The sequence below is a fragment of the Collimonas sp. genome, assembly GCF_035566555.1.
Classification (GTDB): Bacteria; Pseudomonadota; Gammaproteobacteria; order Burkholderiales; family Burkholderiaceae_D; genus Collimonas.
In genome coordinates this window covers 1-18,553 of sequence record NZ_DATMRB010000060.1, presented here as the reverse complement: position 1 = coordinate 18,553, position 18,553 = coordinate 1, and the positions used below count along the sequence as shown (strand labels likewise).

The window sequence follows — 18,553 nt, the reverse complement described above, 5'->3', positions numbered from 1 at the left end:
CGCTGTCGACATCGACCTCGACCGGTATCAGCATAGCACAAAGCGGCGTGAATTCGCTGTCCACCAGTCTGAGCACAACGAACAGCAATGTTGGTTCCCTGTCGACAGGGCTGAGCACGACCAACAGCAACGTGACATCGTTGTCGACCTCGACCTCGACCGGCATCAGCACCAACGCCAGCAACATTGGATCGCTGTCGACTGGCCTGAGTACGACCAACAGCAACGTGACTTCGCTGTCAACCTCGACTTCGACTGGTCTCAGCACAGCGCAAAGCGGCGTGAATTCGCTGTCCACCGGTCTGAGTACAACGAACAGCAATGTTGGCTCGTTGTCGACTGGTCTGAGCACAACCAACAGCAATGTGACCTCGCTGTCGACTGGTTTGAGCACAACCAACAGCAACGTGACGTCGTTGTCGACCTCGACTTCGACTGGCATCAGCACCAACGCCAGCAACATCGGTTCGCTGTCGACAGGGCTGAGCACGACCAACAGCAACGTGACATCGTTGTCGACCTCGACCTCGACCGGCATCAGCACCAACGCCAGCAATATCGGTTCGCTTTCGACTGGTTTGAGCACGACCAACAGCAACGTAACTTCGCTGTCGACCTCGACTTCAACCGGCATCAGTACCAACGCTAGCAATATTGGCTCGTTGTCGACCGGCCTGAGCACGACCAATAGCAACGTAACTTCGCTGTCGACCTCGACTTCAACCGGCATCAGCACCAACGCCAGCAATATCGGCTCGCTGTCGACTGGTTTGAGCACAACCAACAGCAACGTGACGTCGTTGTCGACGTCGACCTCGACGGGTATCAGCACCAACGCCAGTAATATTGGTTCGTTGTCGACAGGCCTGAGCACGACTAACAGTAATGTGACTTCGTTGTCGACGTCGACCTCGACCGGCATCAGCACCAACGCCAGTAATATTGGTTCGCTTTCGACTGGTTTGAGCACGACCAACAGTAATGTGACTTCGCTGTCGACCTCGACTTCGACGGGTATCAGCACCAACGCCAGCAACATCGGTTCGCTGTCGACTGGTTTGAGCACGACCAACAGCAACGTGACGTCGTTGTCGACGTCGACCTCGACTGGCATCAGTACGAACGCCAGCAACATCGGTTCGCTGTCGACTGGCCTGAGCACGACCAACAGCAACGTGACATCGTTGTCGACGTCGACTTCGACTGGCATCAGCACCAACGCCAGCAACATCGGTTCGCTGTCGACTGGCCTGAGCACGACCAACAGTAACGTGACGTCGTTGTCGACGTCGACCTCGACTGGCATCAGTACGAACGCCAGCAACATCGGTTCGCTGTCGACTGGCCTGAGCACGACCAACAGCAACGTGACATCGTTGTCGACGTCAACTTCGACCGGCATCAGCACCAACGCCAGCAACATCGGTTCGTTGTCGACCGGGTTGAGCACGACTAATAGCAACGTAACATCGTTGTCAACCGCGACGTCGACTGGCATTGCCTCGCTGTCGACGGGAGTTGCCAACTCGGTTCAATATGACAACCCTGGTCATACCAGCGTTACTTTGGGAGGGGTAGGCGCGACAACGCCGGTGACTCTTACCAACGTAGCCGCGGGTGTCAAGCCCACGGATGCCGTGAATTTCAGTCAATTGTCATCTTTGTCTACCTCGACCTCCGCCGGCATCAATTCCTTGTCAACCGGTTTGAGCACGACCAACAGCAACGTGACCTCGCTGTCGACCTCAACCTCGACAGGGATCAGCACGGCGCAAAGCGGTGTGAATTCACTGTCAACGGGGCTGAGCACCACCAACAGCAATGTATCGGCGCTGTCAACGTCGACTTCGACGGGCTTGAGCACGGCGGCTAGCGGCATCAATTCGCTGTCAACCGGACTGAGCACCACGAACAGCAGCGTATCGTCGTTGTCGACGTCAACTTCAAGCGGCTTGAGTGCGGCGAACAGCGGCATCAATTCCTTGTCTACCGGCGTGGCGTCGATATCGACCGGGCTGGGACAGCTGACGTCCATTTCAACAAGCCTGACGACCAGCCTGGCGGGGGTCAGCACATTGTCGACTTCGCTGAAGCCGATCGCCGATGCATCCAGTGGCGCTGCCGCTAACGGTTCGACGATAGGTGTCACCACCATCGGCGGCGCCAACAGCGACGGCACGGTGCAGACGCGTGGCACTAGCGGCACAGCGGTCAATAATGTGACGCCGGCAACCTGCACCACGGTGAAGGGCGTCGACGCAACCGGTTCGGGCTTGTGCGCACAGGCCACTAAAGACGGCGCCACGGCATTTGGCTCCAACGCCCAGGCAACCGATGCCAATACCACTGCTGTCGGCTTCCGTGCCTTGGCTTCACAGGCCGGCTCGGTGGCGATCGGTAATAACGCCCAGGCGACTGGCGATCCTACTGTCGCGATTGGCCAGAATGCGCTGGCCTCGGGTAATAATTCCGTCGCCACCGGCGCCGGGGCGCAAGCCACCGCGAGCAATTCGGTGGCTCTGGGAGCCGGTTCGATCGCGGATCAGGCCAATACCGTATCTGTCGGTTCTCCTGGCAGCGAGCGTCGCATCACCAACGTGGCGGCCGGCATCGATCCGACAGATGCTGTGAATGTCTCGCAATTGTCAGCTGTGCAAAACCAGCTTGGAGATGTTCAGCGCCTTGCGTATAGCGGCGTGGCAATGGCAGGGGCCCTGGCGGGCCTGCCGCAAGTCGACAGCGGCAAGACGTTCGCGTTAGGGGCGGGCATTGGCAGCTATGCCGGTTATACGGCCCTGGCTATCGGCGCCAGTGCCCGCGTCAGCCAGAATACGGTTGTCAAATTCGGTGTTAGTACTACGTCCGGTACGCGCACATTGATCAATGCCGGAGTTGGCTTTTCATGGTAATGACCGGCTAGTTTTGTGTGTACTTCGAATGAGCGTCTTCGGGCGCTCATTTTTTCAATTCGCATGACATCTGCTTATGTCCCGGGGGCTACCGGGAAAATATTTTATGAATCAAGCAATTTTCAAATCAGCCACGGCCCTGCGGGACGATCAATGGGAAAAGCTGGAACCATTGCTGAAAAACAGAGGGATAGATTTCAGGAATCCCGAACGTAGCAATCGTTTGTTTATAGACGCGTTGCTTTGGTATCTTTCCGTTGGGTGTACATGGATGGATTTGCCCGCCAGGTTTGGCAAATGGAACACCATTTTTATCCGTCTGAAACGCTGGAATGAAAGTGGCTATTGGCGCCAGCTGGCCGAAGATCTGCGCGATGACGGTGAGCTGTGTGCGTTGGTGCAAAAAATAGAAGACCATTGCGAGCAGCGAAAAGTCATGGCAATCAGGGCGGCTGCCAGAAAGGCGGCACGAGCAACTTATAACATCCCTCATATTCCAGGCGATCAAAATCCCTAGCGAGCGCCAAAGTCAATTTCTGTTCTTTTGGGAGATGTTGCGGGGGATATATTGAGGCGCTTGCGTCCCCGCGGTTTTGCAATAAAAAATGCTGCGTACACTTTTGTGTACACAGCATTGTAGGCAACTCACTATTGTTAATAGCTAACTCATTGATTTTATTGGTCGGGGCGAGAGGATTCGAACCTCCGACCCCATGCACCCCATGCATGTACGCTACCAGGCTGCGCTACGCCCCGACAAGCCTGTTATTATATCAGGCCTAGTTGCTTTGTTCCCAACGGAATGCAAAGAATCTAAAAAATTTCCCCACCGATTATCCGGCTTGCGTTGCCGCCGATCTTTGCGTCGTTATTCAATGCGATCGGCCGCCACATTTTGCCGGTGGTCCTCATTCAGATAATCTTATGTCAATAAAAATTAGCCAGCAGTTCGACGCCGCCGCGATTGAAGTCGTGCGTGCGGATAGTCCTCAGCAAATCGAATTGAAAATCCGCAGCGATTCGCATGCCGATTTCACGCAGTGGTTTTATTTCCGCCTGCAGGGTGCGCGCGACGAGGATTGCACGATCCGCTTCCTCAACGCCGGCGCCACGACCTATCCCAAGGGCTGGGAAAACTACCAGGCGGTGGCCAGCTACGACCGGGAAAACTGGTTCCGCGTGCCGACCAGCTTCGACGGCCAGGTCATGACCATCAGCCATACTCCGGACTACGACAGCGTCTACTACGCCTACTTCGAGCCGTATTCCTGGGAGCGCCACCTGGCGTTGCTGGGGCAGGCGGAGCAATCTCCGCTGGCACGGGTGCTGGATATCGGCAGCACGGTTGATGGCCGCGACATGAATGTACTGGTGATCGGTAATCCTGAGGCGGCCAAGAAGGTGTGGGTCATCGCGCGCCAGCATCCTGGGGAAACCATGGCGGAGTGGTTCGTCGAGGGCATGGTCGATGCCTTGCTGGACAGCGCCAATCCGCTCGCTACCAAAGTGCTGCAGCATGCAGTGTTCTATATCGTGCCGAACATGAATCCGGACGGCTCGGTGCGCGGCAACCTGCGCACCAACGCGGCTGGCGCCAACCTCAACCGCGAATGGATGACGCCATCGCTGGAGCGCAGCCCGGAAGTGTTCGCGGTGAAAAACAAGATCCACGAGATCGGCTGCGATCTGTTCCTCGATGTGCATGGCGATGAAGCCTTGCCCTACATCTTCGTGGCAGGTTCGGAAATGCTGGAAGACTTCAGCCCGCAACAGGCCAAGGAGCAGCAGCAGTTCATCGACGACTTCCTGCGCGCCAGCCCGGATTTCCAGACCGAGTTCGGCTATGCGGCGAGCAAGTACAGCAGCGATGTGCTGACATTGGCATCCAAGTATATCGGCCACACTTTCAAATGCGTTTCGCTGACCCTGGAGTTGCCGTTCAAGGACAACGCCAACCTGCCGGACGCGCAGGTGGGCTGGGACGGCGCGCGCAGCGCGCGCCTGGGCGAGGTGGTGCTGCAGCCGATCTTGCGGGCTTTTGAATAAACATGCGGTAACCAACGGCAGCCAAGGCTGCCGTTTCTACGATGCAGCCGCAATATGGTTCAAGAAGGAATTGTTTTATCAATGACGCAAAATATCTATGACGATCCGGCCTTCTTTGAAGGCTACAGCCAGCTCGGGCGCTCGCTGCAGGGATTGGCGGGTGCGGCGGAATGGCCGGCCCTGCAAGCCATGCTGCCGCCGCTGCGCGGCAAGCGGGTAGTCGATCTCGGTTGCGGCTACGGCTGGTTTTGCCGCTGGGCGGCCGAGCAGGGCGTTGCGCAGGTGGTCGGCCTCGACGTTTCCGAAAAGATGCTGGAGCGCGCAATCGCCACTACGGCGTATGCCGCGGTAAGTTACGCGCGCGCCGACCTGGAGCAGCTGAAACTGGCGGAGGGCGGCTTCGACCTGGTCTACAGTTCGCTCACGCTGCATTACATCGTCAACCTGGCGGGTCTGTTTGCCACCGCCTATCGCGCTCTGGCGCCAGGTGGCAAACTGGTGTTCTCCATCGAGCATCCGATCTACATGGCGCCCACACATCCGGGCTGGGTGTCCGATGCGCAGGGCCGCAAGACCTGGCCAATCGACAGCTATCAGATCGAAGGGCCGCGCAGCACCAACTGGCTGGCGGAAGGGGTGATCAAGCAGCATCGCACCATCGGTACTTTGCTCAATCTGCTGATTGCTGCCGGCTTCACTATCAGCCGTGTCAACGAGTGGGGGCCTAGTGCCGAGCAGCTCGTGGCGCGGCCTGAGCTGGCGGAGGAGCGTGATCGTCCGATGCTGTTACTGGTGGCGGCGCAGCGCTGAATTCGCACTTTTTTCGGCGTGTGCTCCGTGGCCCACTTAGCTGCGTGTGTGATGCGCGACGAAAACCGGACCGGCTTTGTCGCGTTTTATGAAGTTCTCAATAAAGCTTAGTGAAAATGGGCAGATCCGCTCGGAGTGTCTTCCGGCGTTTCCGGATGCACGAGTTCGCCCTCGCGGTCTGGATAGAAGGGTGTGCCGCAGTCGTCGCAGAATTCCATTGCAAACAGATCGGTATGGCGCTGGATATCGTCGATGCCGCATTCGCGCAGCAGGCTCAGGATCTGTTCCAGCGGAGTTTCCGGCTCTGCAGCTGCTTCTTCGCTGTCGCTGGAGCGGCTGATGATTTCTTCGTTGGCTTCTTCCGGGCCGTACAGCGGCCACACTACGCCATAGATGATCTCGTTGGTCTGGCCGAGCGAAAAGCCAATGCGGTATTCATCCACGCGGCCGCTCTCCGGCTGTTCGCTGAAGCGGCCGATGCTGGCGTGCAGGTCCTTGGAGGCGATGTCCAGCGTGTGCGACAGGTAGTAGCTGGCGGCGCGCAGCGAAGCCGGGCGGATTTGCAGGTCGGCTTCGCGGCAGGCGGCGTAGTAGGCTTCGGGCAGCAGCAGCTGGACGCCGCAGCCTGGCAACAGGCGCGTCACATTCGGCGTTACCTGCTTGCGCCACTGTTCCAGCGCCAGTTCCTTGTCGGTGGCGATATGGCCGGCTTGTCCGCGCGCCAGTTGCCAGCGGAACAGCGGCATGCCGCTAGGCACCACCAGGGCAGCCAGCAGATAGCGGGTATCTGCCAGGTAAGGCGCGGTCTGAGGCGGGTTGGCCGGGCTGCGCACCGGGGTGGCGCTGAGCGCCGCATGCGATAGTTGCTGCAGCAGGGCGTAGGTATCGGCGTGGCTGCGCGGCAGCTGGTCGATGGCGTATAGCGAGGGCACGATACCGGTCAGCACTTCCGGCGCCAGGATATGCGCGTGCAGGTGGGCGCTGATGGCCATCATGGTGTCGGCCGGCACCGGTCCGGAGCCGATCGAAAAGCGGGTCCAGGCCAGCAGCGGCACGCCGAGCAGCAGACAGTCATACTGCTTGCCTTGGTACTCGATGCTGCAGGATTCGCTGCACGCTTCGACCACATCCATCAGAGCATCGTAGGCATCTGGCTGGGTCGGGAACAGCTGCTCCAGGGCGCTGTCGATGGGCTCCTGATGCTGGGCCTTGAAATGCTTGTTGAGTAACACCTCAATTTCGCGTTCCCATGCGCGCTCCTCAAGACGGCTGGAGGCTTGAATCAATGCTTGCGCCAGCTCGGCCAGGCGATGGCTGTCGGCGGAAAATTTACGGGAAGGTTTTTTTGACGGACGGCGCATAGTGAGTGAAGGTTGACAACATGGTCAATGTCTTCCTGCGCGACCGTAGCGGATGCTTGCATCCAAAGCCAGGCAACCGAGATGCTCACATGTCCTTGCCGGACATGCTCCGCTGTTCTGCGCTGCCTTCTGGCCTACGACCGCTTGCTGTGAGTTTTTATGGGACTCAGAGGCAGGAAGACTGCAATATCCTATTGTAGTGGATTTAACTGGATATGGAATAAAACTGTTTCAAGGCAATCAAGCCGGTGAGAAGGGTTGCAGAAACGACAAACGCCGGCAATGCCGGCGTTTGTCATTCAGGCAAACTGCTGCCTGCTACTGTTTCTTACTCTTGAGCGCTGCTTAAGCTGCCAGCAACTGACGCAACACGAACGGCAGGATGCCGCCGTGCTTGTAGTAGTCGACTTCGATTGGCGTATCGATGCGCAGCAGGACCTTGACTTCCTTGGTTTCGCCGTTGGCGCGATGGATCACCAGGGTGGCGTCTTGCTGTGGCTTGATTTCGCCGTCGATGCCCTTCAGATCGAAAGTCTCGTTGCCGGTGATGCCCAGAGTCTGCACGCTGTCTGTGCCGATGAATTGCAGCGGCAGCACGCCCATGCCGACCAGGTTGGAGCGGTGGATGCGTTCGAACGAACGGGCAAACACAGCCTTCACGCCCAGCAGCTGGGTGCCCTTGGCTGCCCAGTCGCGCGACGAACCTGTACCGTACTCTTCGCCGGCAAACACCATGGTTGGCACGCCGTCCTTGATGTACTGCATGGCTGCGTCATAGATCGAAGTTTCTTCGCCAGTCGGCTGGAGCAGGGTGATGCCGCCTTCGACACGCGAGCCGTCCGGTGTCGGCGGGATCATCAGGTTCTTGATGCGGACGTTAGCGAAGGTGCCGCGCATCATGATTTCGTGATTGCCGCGACGCGAGCCGTAGGAGTTGAAGTCTGCCTTCAGCACGCCGTTGGCGATCAGCCATTTACCCGCCGGGCTGGATTCCTTGATGGAGCCGGCTGGCGAGATGTGGTCGGTAGTGATCGAATCGCCGAACACGCCCAGTGCGCGTGCGCCGGTGATGCCGGTCGCTGCAGCCTTCGGCACCATGGTGAAGTCTTGGAAGAACGGTGGTTCAGCGATGTAGGTCGATTTCGGCCAGTTGTAGACTTCGCCGCCGGCGACGCCCTTGATGGCTTCCCACAGCTTGCCTGGTGCGCCCTTGACGTCAGCGTAGTTGGCCTTGAAGACCTTGGCGTTCATCGCGAACTTCATCAGCTTGGCGACTTCTTGCGAAGACGGCCAGATGTCGCCCAGGTAAATATCCTTGCCGCCCTTGCCCTTGCCGACAGGCTCCGTCATCAGGTCGCGCGTCATGTTGCCGGCAATCGCATAAGCGACGACCAGCGGTGGCGAGGCCAGGAAGTTGGAGCGGATGTTCGGATGGATACGCGCTTCGAAGTTGCGGTTGCCGGACAACACAGCCGATGCCACCACGTCGTTCTTGACGATGGCTTCGTTCATGGCTGGCGTCAGGTCGCCGGCATTGCCGATACAGGTGGTGCAGCCGTAGGCGGTGACGCCGAAGCCGAGTTTTTCCAGGTACGGCAGCAGGCCGGCCGCTTCCAGGTATTCGGTGACCACGCGCGAGCCAGGGGCCAGCGAAGTCTTGATGTGCGCAGGCACCTTGAGGCCGGCTTCGACCGCTTTCTTGGCCAGCAAGCCAGCCGCCAGCATGACGCTCGGGTTGGAAGTGTTGGTGCAAGAAGTGATGGCGGCAATCAGGACGTCGCCGTTCTGCAGCTTGACGCCGTCAGCGTTGGTGTAAGTCGCATCCAGGTCTTCGATCTTCTTGTTGAAGCCGTTTTCTGCGATCGGCTTGCTGAACAGTTCGGCGAAGTTAGCTTTGACATGGCCGATTTCGATACGGTCTTGCGGACGCTTCGGACCTGCCAGCGATGGTGCAACAGTAGCCAGGTCGAGTTCGACGACAGTGGTGTAGTCGATGTCGCCAGCCTTTGGAATGCCGTACAGGTTCTGTGCCTTGAAGTAGCCGGCGAATGCGTCGATTTCCGCTTTGCTGCGGCCGGTGCCTTCGAAGTATTCGATAGTTGCATCGTCAACCGGGAAGAAGCCCATGGTGGCGCCGTATTCAGGCGCCATGTTGGCGATGGTGGCGCGGTCGGTCAGGCTCAGCGAGGCAGTGCCTTCGCCGAAGAATTCGACAAACTTGCCGACGACTTTGGCTTTGCGCAGCAGTTCGGTAATTGTCAGCACCAGATCGGTGGCGGTAACGCCTTCACGCAGCTGGCCGGTCAGGTTGACGCCGACTACGTCCGGTGTCAGGAAGTAGACCGGCTGGCCCAGCATGCCGGCTTCCGCCTCGATGCCGCCGACGCCCCAGCCGACTACGCCGATGCCGTTGATCATGGTGGTGTGCGAGTCAGTGCCGACCAGGGTGTCCGGATAGTAGACCGAATCCTTCTTGTGGACGCCGCGCGCCAGGTATTCCAGGTTGACCTGGTGGACGATGCCGAAGCCTGGGGGCACGACGCCGAAGGTGTCGAATGCCTGCATGCCCCATTTCATGAACTGGTAGCGCTCGTTGTTGCGCTGGAATTCCAGTTTCATGTTGAGGTCGAGCGCTTTCTTTTCACGGAAATGGTCGATCTGGATCGAATGGTCGACCACCAGGTCAACCGGCACCAGCGGTTCGATGTTCTTGGCGTTCTTGCCCAGGCTGGCGGCGACGTTGCGCATCGCGGCGAGGTCGGCCAGCAGCGGCACGCCGGTAAAGTCTTGCAGCACTACGCGGGCCACGACGAACGGGATTTCGTCGGTGCGGGCAGCGGTTGCGCCCCAGTTCGCGAGCTGCTTGACGTGCTCTTCAGTGACTTTCTTGCCGTCGCAGTTGCGCAGCACGGATTCCAGCACAACGCGGATCGATACCGGCAAGCGCGAGATGTTGACGCCGAGTTTTTTTTCCAGGGCAGGCAAGGAATAGAACTTGCCTTTCTTGGAATCGGAAATCTTGAATTCCTTAAGTGTGTTCAATGTGTTACGGGACATGATATCTCCTGAGTTTACAACTAGATTACAAACTGTTTGCCGGGTCAGCTGCTACCGGCGCCGGCATCTCTTCCTGTGCCGGCGACTTGCATTCGTTCGCCAGCTGATGCCCAGATTTCGAATCGAGCAAGATGCCCTTGGCCGGGATGCCGATCCAGAGCAGGCCGTACTTGCGGTTTTCAAAACGGTTGGCGCCGGTGGTGGTCGGCACGCGGCTCAGGCGGTGCAGGGTCTTGCCCCAGCGCAGCGCGATGTGCTTGTCGTCTTCAGCGTTGGTGTAGATCGTCAGGCTATTGCCCAGTTCGCACTTGTAGTCGACAGAAACGGCAGTCTTGACGTCTGGCGTGCCTTCGTCTTCACCGTCGTCCACTTCGGCCGGCGCTGCTTTTGCCGCGGGTTTCTTGGCCGCTTTCTTGGTGGTTTTCTTCGTGGTGGTTTGTGCTTGCGCCTGCGGTGCTACTACCGCCAGGCTGGCGCACAGCAAGACCAGGGTTGACAAACTCGTTGACAGAATCTTTCTCATTTCTATTGCTCCGTAGTGCGTCCCGCTACTGTTATTGAGTAAGCGGCAGGGCGCGGTTATAACAAGGTGCTGGTGTTTTCAGGTAATGCGGCGCCGCTATTTTTTGCCCGCTGCAGAACGCTCCAGTAATAACGGTAACTGGCGCGGTCATGCAGCGTGCCCTCGTGTTGTATCGGTCCCCATTCTGCCTGCTGGGCTGCAAGCAGAATCTGTGCCGCGGTCGCTATCTCGGACTGCGGCGGGGTAAATGCGTTCAAGATCGGCTGGATCTGCTGCGGATGGATGCTCCACATCCGGGTATAGCCGAATTCCGTCCTGGCGCGGCCGGCATCGGCAGCAACGCTGGCGCTGTCCTTGATGTCGGTCGTGACATTATGCGACGGCACCTTGCCGTGCGCATGGCAGGCAGCGGCGATTTCCAGCTTGGCGCGGGCCACCAGCGGATGGCTGAACTGGCCCGGCGAACGCATCGCCGCGCTGGGAATTGCACCAAAATGGGCTGATACGAAATCCATGATGCCGAACGACAGCGACTGCACCTGCGGCAGGGCGGCGATGGCGAAAACGTCGGCCAGGGCGCCATGGGTTTCTATCAGTACGTGGACCGGCAGGTCTTCGCGGCCGGCGCGCTGGCTGTAGTGCTCGATCAGGGCTATGGCGGCGCGTACTTCCGCCAGGCTCTCGGCCTTGGGCAGCATCAGGTAAGCCAGCCGGTTGGCGGCTCCGCTGTTGCTGCAGATAAGCTTGATGTCTTGTTCGAAAAAGGCGCTGCCGCTGTCGTGCACGCGGGCGCCGATGCGTCCGAAGCGGTTGTCGTCGCTGGCGACGATGCTGGCAACCAGCTTGGCATGCGCTGCTTCGTGACCGGCGCTGGCGCCGTCTTCGCAGTCCAGGGTGATGTCGAAGACCGGGCCCAGTTCCTGTTGCAGGGCGATCGACTTGCGCATGAGCTTTTCAGCACCGGCGTAATGATCGCAGACCGGTAGCGAGACCGGTTGTTGCTTGCCTAGGAATAAGACCTGGGTAGGGTGCATTGCGAAGTTTTTTAAAAAATTGCAGAACAAATCAAAACGGGAAAAGCAGATAAGGTCAGGCGCCGGCATGGCAATGGCTGTGTTGCCATGCGGGCGCTGACGGACGGTGTTTAGCCGACCAGGTGTTTCACGCCGTCACGCTCTTCTTGCAGTTCTTTCAGCGTGAGGTTGATGCGCTCTTGCGAGAAGGCGTCGATTTCCAGGCCCTGGACGATTTTGTATTCGCCGTTTTCGGTGGTGACAGGGAAGCCGAACATAGTGCCTTCAGGGATACCGTAGGAGCCGTCCGATGGCACGCCCATGGTAGTCCACTTGCCGTTGGTGCCCAGCACCCAGTCGCGCACGTGATCGATCGCTGCGTTGGCTGCCGATGCCGCCGACGACAGGCCGCGCGCTTCGATGATGGCGGCGCCGCGCTTGCCGACTGTCGGCAGGAACACGTCCTTGTTCCAGACCTGGTCGTTGATCAGGTCCTTGACCGATGCGCCGTCGGCTGTCGCGTAGCGATAGTCGGCGTACATGGTTGGCGAGTGGTTACCCCAGACGCACAGTTTTTCGATGGCGGAAACCGGCTTGCCGATTTTGGCCGCAACTTGCGACAGGGCGCGGTTGTGGTCCAGGCGCAGCATCGCTGTGAAGTTCTTGGCTGGCAGGCTTGGCGCCGATTTCATGGCGATGTAAGCGTTGGTGTTGGCTGGGTTGCCGACCACCAGCACCTTGACATTGCGCGAAGCAACTGCGTCCAGCGCCTTGCCTTGCACCGTGAAGATCTGGGCATTGGCTTCCAGCAGGTCCTTGCGTTCCATGCCTGGGCCGCGTGGGCGTGCGCCGACCAGCAGGGCGATGTCGGCATCCTTGAATGCAGTCATCGGATCGCTGTGGGCAGTGATGCCGGCCAGCAGCGGGAAGGCGCAGTCGTCGACTTCCATGATCACGCCTTTCAGCGCTTTTTGTGCTTTTTCGTCAGGGATTTCCAGCAATTGCAGAATGACCGGTTGGTCTTTGCCGAGCAGGTCGCCATTGGCGATGCGGAACAACAGTGAGTAACCGATTTGACCAGCGGCGCCGGTAACGGCAACACGCAGAGGGGACTTAGCCATGTTGAATCTCCAGAGAGGTGATAAAAATATTTGCGAGACAGTGTCGCTCGGATACGTTCAAGGGCCTGCAGAGCATGGCGTATTGCGCTTCCGTACGGTCTTGTCCCATTACAAAAGTCCCGGCTAGATAAAAAGCGGTGACTCTATATGCAACCTCTAATGATACCGGCGAAAAGCGCAGCCGTCAGTTTGTTTCGCGCTGGTCCGGCGGCCGCAAATTGCAGCTTGCGCAGCGGCTTGCAACTTCGGCATGGTCCTCAGCCCGACCGGCCGGGAAAGCTGGCTTGCGTGCGACGCGGATCATCAGATAGTCCTGCTGCCCGCGAGTTTAGGCTTGGCAACATGGTATGTCAATCAATATCTTATGTCTTATATAAGACATATCATTGCGCATTTTTTGCTGGACGACAATGGGGGTTTTATGGTGAAATCCGAGGTTATGAGTTCCATCCCGTCCAATCCGAGTAGCGACCCTGTCAGCCCGAGCGCTGCAGCCCCGGGAGCGTCGTCGACAGCTCCTGCGGCAAGTTCCCCGACCTTCAGTCCGCTCTACCAGCAAATCAAGGCGCTGATCATGCAGCGCCTGCAGTCCGGCGAATGGAAGTCCGGCGAATTGATCCCCAGCGAAGTCGAGCTTGGCAACCGTTTCAAGGTCAGCCAGGGCACCGTGCGCAAGGCGATCGACGAGCTGGCGGCAGAAAACCTGCTGGTGCGGCGCCAGGGCAAAGGCACTTTCGTCGCCACCCATCACGAAGCCCGTTCCCAATTCCGTTTCCTGCGCCTGATGCCGGATAGCGATGAGCCCCAGGTTACCGATAAAAGAGTCATAGAGCTGAAGCGCTTGCGCGCGCCGGCGGATATCGCACGCCAACTGGGCGTGAAGTCGGGCGATTCGGTGGTGTATGTCAAGCGCGTGCTGGCCTTCGACGGCGTGCCGACGATACTGGAAGAGTTATGGCTGCCCGGCGCCTTGTTCAAGGCCTTGACGCTGGAGCGGCTGGCTGAATACAAGGGGCCGATGTACGGTCTGTTTGAAACCGAATTCGGCACGCGCATGATCCGTGCCACCGAACAGATCCGCGCCGCCAGCGCCGATGCGGATGCTGCCGAATTGCTGGCGGTGGAAAAATCATCGCCTTTGCTGTGCGTCGAGCGCGTGTCTTTCACTTACGGCGACAAGCCGGTGGAAGTGCGGCGCGGCTTGTATGTCACCAACCGTCATCATTATCAGAACGAATTGAGCTGACGGCTTGGGTGGAATTGACGGTCGCGTGTGAGCGCGGACCAGTGGTGGCAAAATGGCAAAGTTCGAGAGGCGCCGACGATTATTCGCAATAACGAATAATAACTATTGGTGTGCTGCACAAAATCGGCGAAAATTGCGGGATTGCGCTTGCAGTAAATTTTTAAACTGAGGAGAACCCTGTTATGTCTGAAGCCGCGAAACCCAATCGGCCACAGTTTCGTAATATAAACATTACTCAAATTGTCGGTTACCGCTTGCCGCTGGCGGGCATTATTTCGATTTTGCATCGTATAAGTGGCTTGTTGATGTTTTTGCTCTTGCCTTTCATCTTGTTCATGCTGGATAAAAGCCTGGTGTCGGAAAGCTCTTTCGACTATTTCAAAGGCTTTACGTCGGGCTGGTTCGTCAAGCTTGTCATCCTGGCCCTGTCCTGGGCTTACCTGCACCACTTCTGCGCCGGCATCCGCCACCTTGTCATGGATAACCACATTGGCCTGAGCAAGGAAAGCGCGCGCAAATCGGCTGCAAGCGTCCTCATCATCAGCTTGCCGCTGGCGCTGATCGTCGCATTGAAACTGTTCGGAGCATTCTAATGGCAGATAATAATATTGGCGGCAAGCGCCTGGTCGTTGGCGCCCATTACGGCCTGCGCGACTGGCTGGCGCAGCGTGCGACAGCGATCGTGATGGCGGTCTATACCGTGATTTTGCTGGTGTGCTTCCTCACCGCCAGCGACTTCAGCTATGACGGCTGGGCGGGCCTGTTTTCTCACCAGTGGTTCAAGCTGGCTACCTTCGTAGCGCTGATGGCACTGTTTTTTCATGCATGGATCGGCGTGCGTGATATCTGGATGGATTACGTCAAGCCGGTTGCTGTGCGCCTGGTCTTGCAAGTTGCCACAATCCTGTGGCTGGTTGGTTGTGCCGGATGGGCGGCGCAGATTTTGTGGAGAGTGTAATCGTGTCAGCAATCAAATCCACAATTCCTACACGCCGCTTTGATGCGGTTATCGTTGGCGCCGGCGGATCCGGCATGCGTGCTTCGCTGCAGTTGGCGGAAGCGGGCTTGAACGTTGCAGTGCTGTCGAAGGTGTTTCCTACCCGTTCGCACACCGTGGCAGCGCAGGGCGGCATCGGCGCTTCGCTCGGCAACATGTCCGAGGACAGCTGGTACTGGCACATGTTCGACACTGTCAAGGGCTCGGATTACCTGGGCGACCAGGACGCGATCGAATTCATGTGTCGCGAAGCTCCTAAGGCTGTGTACGAGCTGGAACACTTCGGCATGCCGTTCGACCGCAACGCCGACGGCACCATTTACCAGCGTCCGTTCGGCGGCCACTCGGCCAACTTCGGCGAAAAGCCGGTAGCGCGCGCTTGCGCCGCTGCCGACCGTACCGGCCATGCGCTGCTGCACACGCTGTATCAGCGTAACGTGCGCGCCAAGACCCACTTTTTCGTTGAGTGGATGGCGATCGACCTGGTGCGCGATGCTGAAGGCGATGTCATCGGCGTGGTTGCACTGGAAATGGAAACCGGCGACGTCATGATCCTGGAAGCCAAGACCACGGTCATGGCAACCGGCGGTGCAGGGCGCATCTGGGCGGCTTCCACCAATGCCTTCATCAATACCGGCGACGGCATGGGCATGGCGGCGCGCGCAGGCCTGCCGCTGGAAGACATGGAATTCTGGCAGTTCCACCCGACCGGCGTGGCCGGCGCGGGCGTGCTGATCACTGAAGGCGTGCGCGGCGAAGGCGGGATCTTGATCAACGCCAACGGCGAACGTTTCATGGAGCGCTATGCGCCTACCCTGAAAGACCTGGCGCCGCGCGACTTCGTCTCGCGTTCGATGGACCAGGAAATCAAGGAAGGCCGCGGCTGCGGTCCGCACAAGGATCACGTCATGCTGGACCTGCGCCATATCGGCGCCGAAACCATCATGAAGCGTCTGCCTTCGATTCTGGAAATCGGTCACAAGTTCGCTAACGTTGACGCTTTGAAAGAGCCGATCCCGGTCGTGCCGACCATCCACTATCAGATGGGCGGTATTCCGACCAATGTGTATGGCCAGGTGGTAGTGCCGAAGAACGGCATCCCGAACGCGGTGGTCAACGGTCTGTATGCGATCGGCGAATGCGCCTGCGTTTCGGTGCACGGCGCCAATCGCCTTGGCACCAACTCGCTGCTGGACCTGGTGGTGTTCGGCCGCGCGGCCGGCAATCACATTGTCGACAGCAAGCTCAAGGAGCGCAGCAACAAGCCGTTGCCGGCGGATGCAGCCGACGTCGCCCTGGCGCGCCTGGCCAAGCTGGAAACCAGCACCGGTTCCGAGCGAGTACAAGACGTGGCCGGCGATATCCGCAAGACCATGCAGCACTACTGCGGCGTGTTCCGTACCGACGAGCTGCTGCAGCAAGGCTACAAGGAAATCATGGCGCTGGACGAGCGGCGCAAGCATGTCTCGTTCAAGGACAAGTCGAAGGTCTTCAACACCGCACGTGTCGAAGCGCTGGAGCTGGACAACCTGATCGAAACCGCCAAGGCCACCATTACATCGGCGGCAGCCCGTAAGGAGTCGCGCGGCGCCCACGCGCATCGCGATTATGAAAAGCGTGATGACGAAAACTGGATGAAGCACACCTTGTGGTACTCCGAAGGTAATCGTCTCGACTACAAGCCAGTGATTACCAAACCGCTGACAGTTGATACGTTCAAGCCAAAGCCACGTACATTCTGATTCGTCGCGGCAGGGCTTTGCGCCATCAGATGGCGCGCAGCTCTGACGCACAATTAATAAAAAGGTATAGCCATGTCATCACGTACTTTGAAATTCAAAATCTACCGCTACGATCCTGATAAGGATGCCAAGCCTTACATGCAGGACCTGACGGTGGAGCTGCTGCCAACCGACAAGATGCTGCTGGATGCGTTGCAACGCATCAAGGCCGACGTTGACGATTCGCTGGCCCTGCGCCGTTCATGCCGCGAAGGCGTGTGCGGTTCCGATGCCATGAACATCAACGGCAAGAACGGCCTGGCCTGCACCACCAACCTGAACGAACTGAGCGAGCCTATCGTCCTCAAGCCGCTGCCAGGCTTGCCGGTGATCCGCGACCTGATCGTCGACATGACGCAGTTCTTCAAGCAATACGAGTCGATCAAGCCGTTCCTGATCAACGACAACATCCCGCCGGAGAAAGAGCGCCTGCAATCGCCGGAACAGCGCGAAGAGCTGGATGGCTTGTACGAGTGCATCCTGTGCGCATGCTGCTCGACATCCTGCCCGTCGTTCTGGTGGAATCCGGACAAGTTCGTCGGTCCGGCCGGCCTGCTGCAAGCCTACCGTTTCATCGCCGACAGCCGCGACGAAGCCACCGGCGCGCGCCTGGACAACCTGGAAGATCCGTATCGTTTGTTCCGCTGCCGTTCGATCATGAACTGCGTCGATGTCTGCCCCAAGGGTCTCAACCCGAATGCGGCGATCGGCAAGATCAAAGAGTTGATGGTACGCCGCGCGGTATAAGCGAGCAGGGCGGCGAGACTGTTGCGCACCGCTGCAAATCTCCCGCCCTGGTTTTAGAACTGTTCGTCGACAGCGGCGAACAGCGATTTCAAATAGAATGACTGCTTGCCATGCCTATCACACATCAAGCCGACCCCGCCAACCGAGCCCGACTGCGCTGGCGTGCAAGACGTGGTCTGCTTGAAAACGATTTGATACTGACCCGTTACCTGGATGCAAATGAAGCCAGCATGACGGATGATGACGTCGACGCTTTTTCGCGCCTGATGGAATTGTCGGACAATGAACTAATGGATTTGCTACTGGTCCGTAAAGAACCGGACGGCTTGCTCGATTTGCCGCAAGTGCATGCCCTGTTAGCCAGAATACGCACTGCTTAAGCTTGTGTCTTCACAGGCGGCGACGGCCGCTGAAGATGTTGGACAGCTTGCAAACACGTCTTTTGTTTTTTTGATTTAGAGTCACCTTTTGATTGAGGGAAGAGCCATGACCACCGCTGATACAAAAGCCACGCTATCGTTTTCCGATGGCAGCCCATCCGTAGAATTTCCTATTTACAAGGGCACCGTCGGCCCCGAAGTCATCGATATCCGCAAGCTGTACGGCGCCACCGGCAAATTCACTTACGACCCGGGTTTCATGTCGACGGCGGCATGTAATTCGTCGATCACCTACATCGACGGCGACAAGGGCGAACTGCAGTACCGCGGTTACCCGATCGAACAGCTGGCGGTCAATTGCGACTTCCTGGAAACCTGCTACCTGCTGTTGAACGGCGAACTGCCGACCGCGGCCGAAAAGGAAAAATTCGACGCCACCGTGACCCAGCACACCATGGTGCACGAGCAGATGCAATTCTTCTTCCGCGGCTTCCGACGCGATGCGCATCCGATGGCCGTGCTGGTCGGCACCGTCGGCGCCTTGTCGTCGTTCTACCATGAC

At 58.4% G+C, this 18,553-nt stretch carries 16 protein-coding genes and 1 tRNA gene; 11 read left to right on the top strand and 6 right to left on the bottom strand.

The features are described from left to right. A partial coding sequence (locus tag VNZ65_RS25365) for a YadA-like family protein (protein ID WP_414649080.1) occupies positions 1-2,909 on the top strand: 2,909 nt, incomplete at its 5' end. Positions 2,910-3,015: 106 nt separating this feature from the next. Then, on the top strand, positions 3,016-3,426 hold the full coding sequence (locus tag VNZ65_RS08665) for a transposase (protein ID WP_325668024.1): 411 nt from the start codon (positions 3,016-3,018) through the stop codon (positions 3,424-3,426). A 162-nt stretch (positions 3,427-3,588) separates the two neighbouring features. Here VNZ65_RS08665 and VNZ65_RS08660 read toward each other — a convergent pair. Next, positions 3,589-3,665 (bottom strand) — tRNA-Pro (locus VNZ65_RS08660). A gap of 168 nt (positions 3,666-3,833) precedes the next feature. Here VNZ65_RS08660 and VNZ65_RS08655 point away from each other — a divergent pair. Further along, the gene (locus tag VNZ65_RS08655; protein ID WP_062116238.1) at positions 3,834-4,955 is read left to right on the top strand and encodes a M14 family metallopeptidase; all 1,122 of its coding nucleotides are present in this window, start codon (positions 3,834-3,836) and stop codon (positions 4,953-4,955) included. Between the two features lie 81 nt (positions 4,956-5,036). Beyond that, entirely contained in the window at positions 5,037-5,765 is a 729-nt protein-coding gene (locus tag VNZ65_RS08650) for a class I SAM-dependent methyltransferase (RefSeq protein WP_325668021.1), read from the top strand. A 107-nt stretch (positions 5,766-5,872) separates the two neighbouring features. On the opposite strand, the gene VNZ65_RS08645 is transcribed toward VNZ65_RS08650, so the two are convergent. From VNZ65_RS08645 to VNZ65_RS08625, 5 genes are all read right to left on the bottom strand, one after another. Then, a complete protein-coding gene (locus VNZ65_RS08645) occupies positions 5,873-7,126 on the bottom strand; it encodes a DUF2863 family protein (RefSeq protein WP_325668019.1) in 1,254 nt (417 codons plus the stop codon). A gap of 345 nt (positions 7,127-7,471) precedes the next feature. Beyond that, positions 7,472-10,183 (bottom strand): aconitate hydratase AcnA, encoded by a 2,712-nt coding sequence (acnA, locus tag VNZ65_RS08640; protein WP_325668017.1) that lies wholly within the window; start codon positions 10,181-10,183, stop codon positions 7,472-7,474. Between the two features lie 25 nt (positions 10,184-10,208). Next, the gene (locus VNZ65_RS08635; RefSeq protein WP_325668015.1) at positions 10,209-10,706 is read right to left on the bottom strand and encodes a hypothetical protein; all 498 of its coding nucleotides are present in this window, start codon (positions 10,704-10,706) and stop codon (positions 10,209-10,211) included. Positions 10,707-10,762: 56 nt separating this feature from the next. Continuing rightward, positions 10,763-11,740, bottom strand: a complete 978-nt coding sequence (locus tag VNZ65_RS08630) for a CoA ester lyase (protein WP_325668013.1) — start codon at positions 11,738-11,740, stop codon at positions 10,763-10,765. A gap of 110 nt (positions 11,741-11,850) precedes the next feature. Next, positions 11,851-12,840, bottom strand: a complete 990-nt coding sequence (locus VNZ65_RS08625) for a malate dehydrogenase (protein WP_061939993.1) — start codon at positions 12,838-12,840, stop codon at positions 11,851-11,853. Between the two features lie 439 nt (positions 12,841-13,279). On the opposite strand from VNZ65_RS08625, the gene VNZ65_RS08620 reads away from it, so the two are divergent. From VNZ65_RS08620 to VNZ65_RS08590, 7 genes are all read left to right on the top strand, one after another. Beyond that, entirely contained in the window at positions 13,280-14,086 is an 807-nt protein-coding gene (locus VNZ65_RS08620) for a GntR family transcriptional regulator (protein ID WP_325668011.1), read from the top strand. Positions 14,087-14,268: 182 nt separating this feature from the next. Continuing rightward, on the top strand, positions 14,269-14,679 hold the full coding sequence (sdhC, locus tag VNZ65_RS08615; RefSeq protein WP_061939995.1) for a succinate dehydrogenase, cytochrome b556 subunit: 411 nt from the start codon (positions 14,269-14,271) through the stop codon (positions 14,677-14,679). Further along, positions 14,679-15,044, top strand: a complete 366-nt coding sequence (gene sdhD / locus VNZ65_RS08610) for a succinate dehydrogenase, hydrophobic membrane anchor protein (RefSeq protein ID WP_325668007.1) — start codon at positions 14,679-14,681, stop codon at positions 15,042-15,044. The genes sdhC and sdhD overlap by 1 nt, the downstream gene beginning before the upstream one ends. A gap of 2 nt (positions 15,045-15,046) precedes the next feature. Continuing rightward, positions 15,047-16,825, top strand: coding sequence for a succinate dehydrogenase flavoprotein subunit (gene sdhA / locus VNZ65_RS08605; RefSeq protein ID WP_325668005.1), 1,779 nt, complete (start codon positions 15,047-15,049; stop codon positions 16,823-16,825). A gap of 72 nt (positions 16,826-16,897) precedes the next feature. Then, positions 16,898-17,611, top strand: a complete 714-nt coding sequence (locus VNZ65_RS08600; RefSeq protein ID WP_211440873.1) for a succinate dehydrogenase iron-sulfur subunit — start codon at positions 16,898-16,900, stop codon at positions 17,609-17,611. A gap of 110 nt (positions 17,612-17,721) precedes the next feature. Next, entirely contained in the window at positions 17,722-17,991 is a 270-nt protein-coding gene (locus VNZ65_RS08595; RefSeq protein ID WP_211440874.1) for a succinate dehydrogenase assembly factor 2, read from the top strand. A gap of 106 nt (positions 17,992-18,097) precedes the next feature. Then, on the top strand, positions 18,098-18,553 hold a 456-nt coding region (locus VNZ65_RS08590), incomplete at its 3' end, for a citrate/2-methylcitrate synthase (RefSeq protein WP_325668001.1).

Bases quoted from the DNA above. Each gene is read 5' to 3' on its own strand.
- VNZ65_RS08600 (WP_211440873.1), top strand. From the start codon at position 16,898: ATGTCATCACGTACTTTGAAATTCAAAATCTACCGCTACGATCCTGAT.
- VNZ65_RS08645 (WP_325668019.1), bottom strand. From the start codon at position 7,126: ATGCGCCGTCCGTCAAAAAAACCTTCCCGTAAATTTTCCGCCGACAGC.
- VNZ65_RS08655 (WP_062116238.1), top strand. From the start codon at position 3,834: ATGTCAATAAAAATTAGCCAGCAGTTCGACGCCGCCGCGATTGAAGTC.
- VNZ65_RS08650 (WP_325668021.1), top strand. From the start codon at position 5,037: ATGACGCAAAATATCTATGACGATCCGGCCTTCTTTGAAGGCTACAGC.
- VNZ65_RS08630 (WP_325668013.1), bottom strand. From the start codon at position 11,740: ATGCACCCTACCCAGGTCTTATTCCTAGGCAAGCAACAACCGGTCTCG.
- sdhD (WP_325668007.1), top strand. From the start codon at position 14,679: ATGGCAGATAATAATATTGGCGGCAAGCGCCTGGTCGTTGGCGCCCAT.
- acnA (WP_325668017.1), bottom strand. From the start codon at position 10,183: ATGTCCCGTAACACATTGAACACACTTAAGGAATTCAAGATTTCCGAT.
- VNZ65_RS08665 (WP_325668024.1), top strand. From the start codon at position 3,016: ATGAATCAAGCAATTTTCAAATCAGCCACGGCCCTGCGGGACGATCAA.
- VNZ65_RS08635 (WP_325668015.1), bottom strand. From the start codon at position 10,706: ATGAGAAAGATTCTGTCAACGAGTTTGTCAACCCTGGTCTTGCTGTGC.
- VNZ65_RS08620 (WP_325668011.1), top strand. From the start codon at position 13,280: ATGAGTTCCATCCCGTCCAATCCGAGTAGCGACCCTGTCAGCCCGAGC.
- VNZ65_RS08625 (WP_061939993.1), bottom strand. From the start codon at position 12,840: ATGGCTAAGTCCCCTCTGCGTGTTGCCGTTACCGGCGCCGCTGGTCAA.
- sdhC (WP_061939995.1), top strand. From the start codon at position 14,269: ATGTCTGAAGCCGCGAAACCCAATCGGCCACAGTTTCGTAATATAAAC.
- VNZ65_RS08595 (WP_211440874.1), top strand. From the start codon at position 17,722: ATGCCTATCACACATCAAGCCGACCCCGCCAACCGAGCCCGACTGCGC.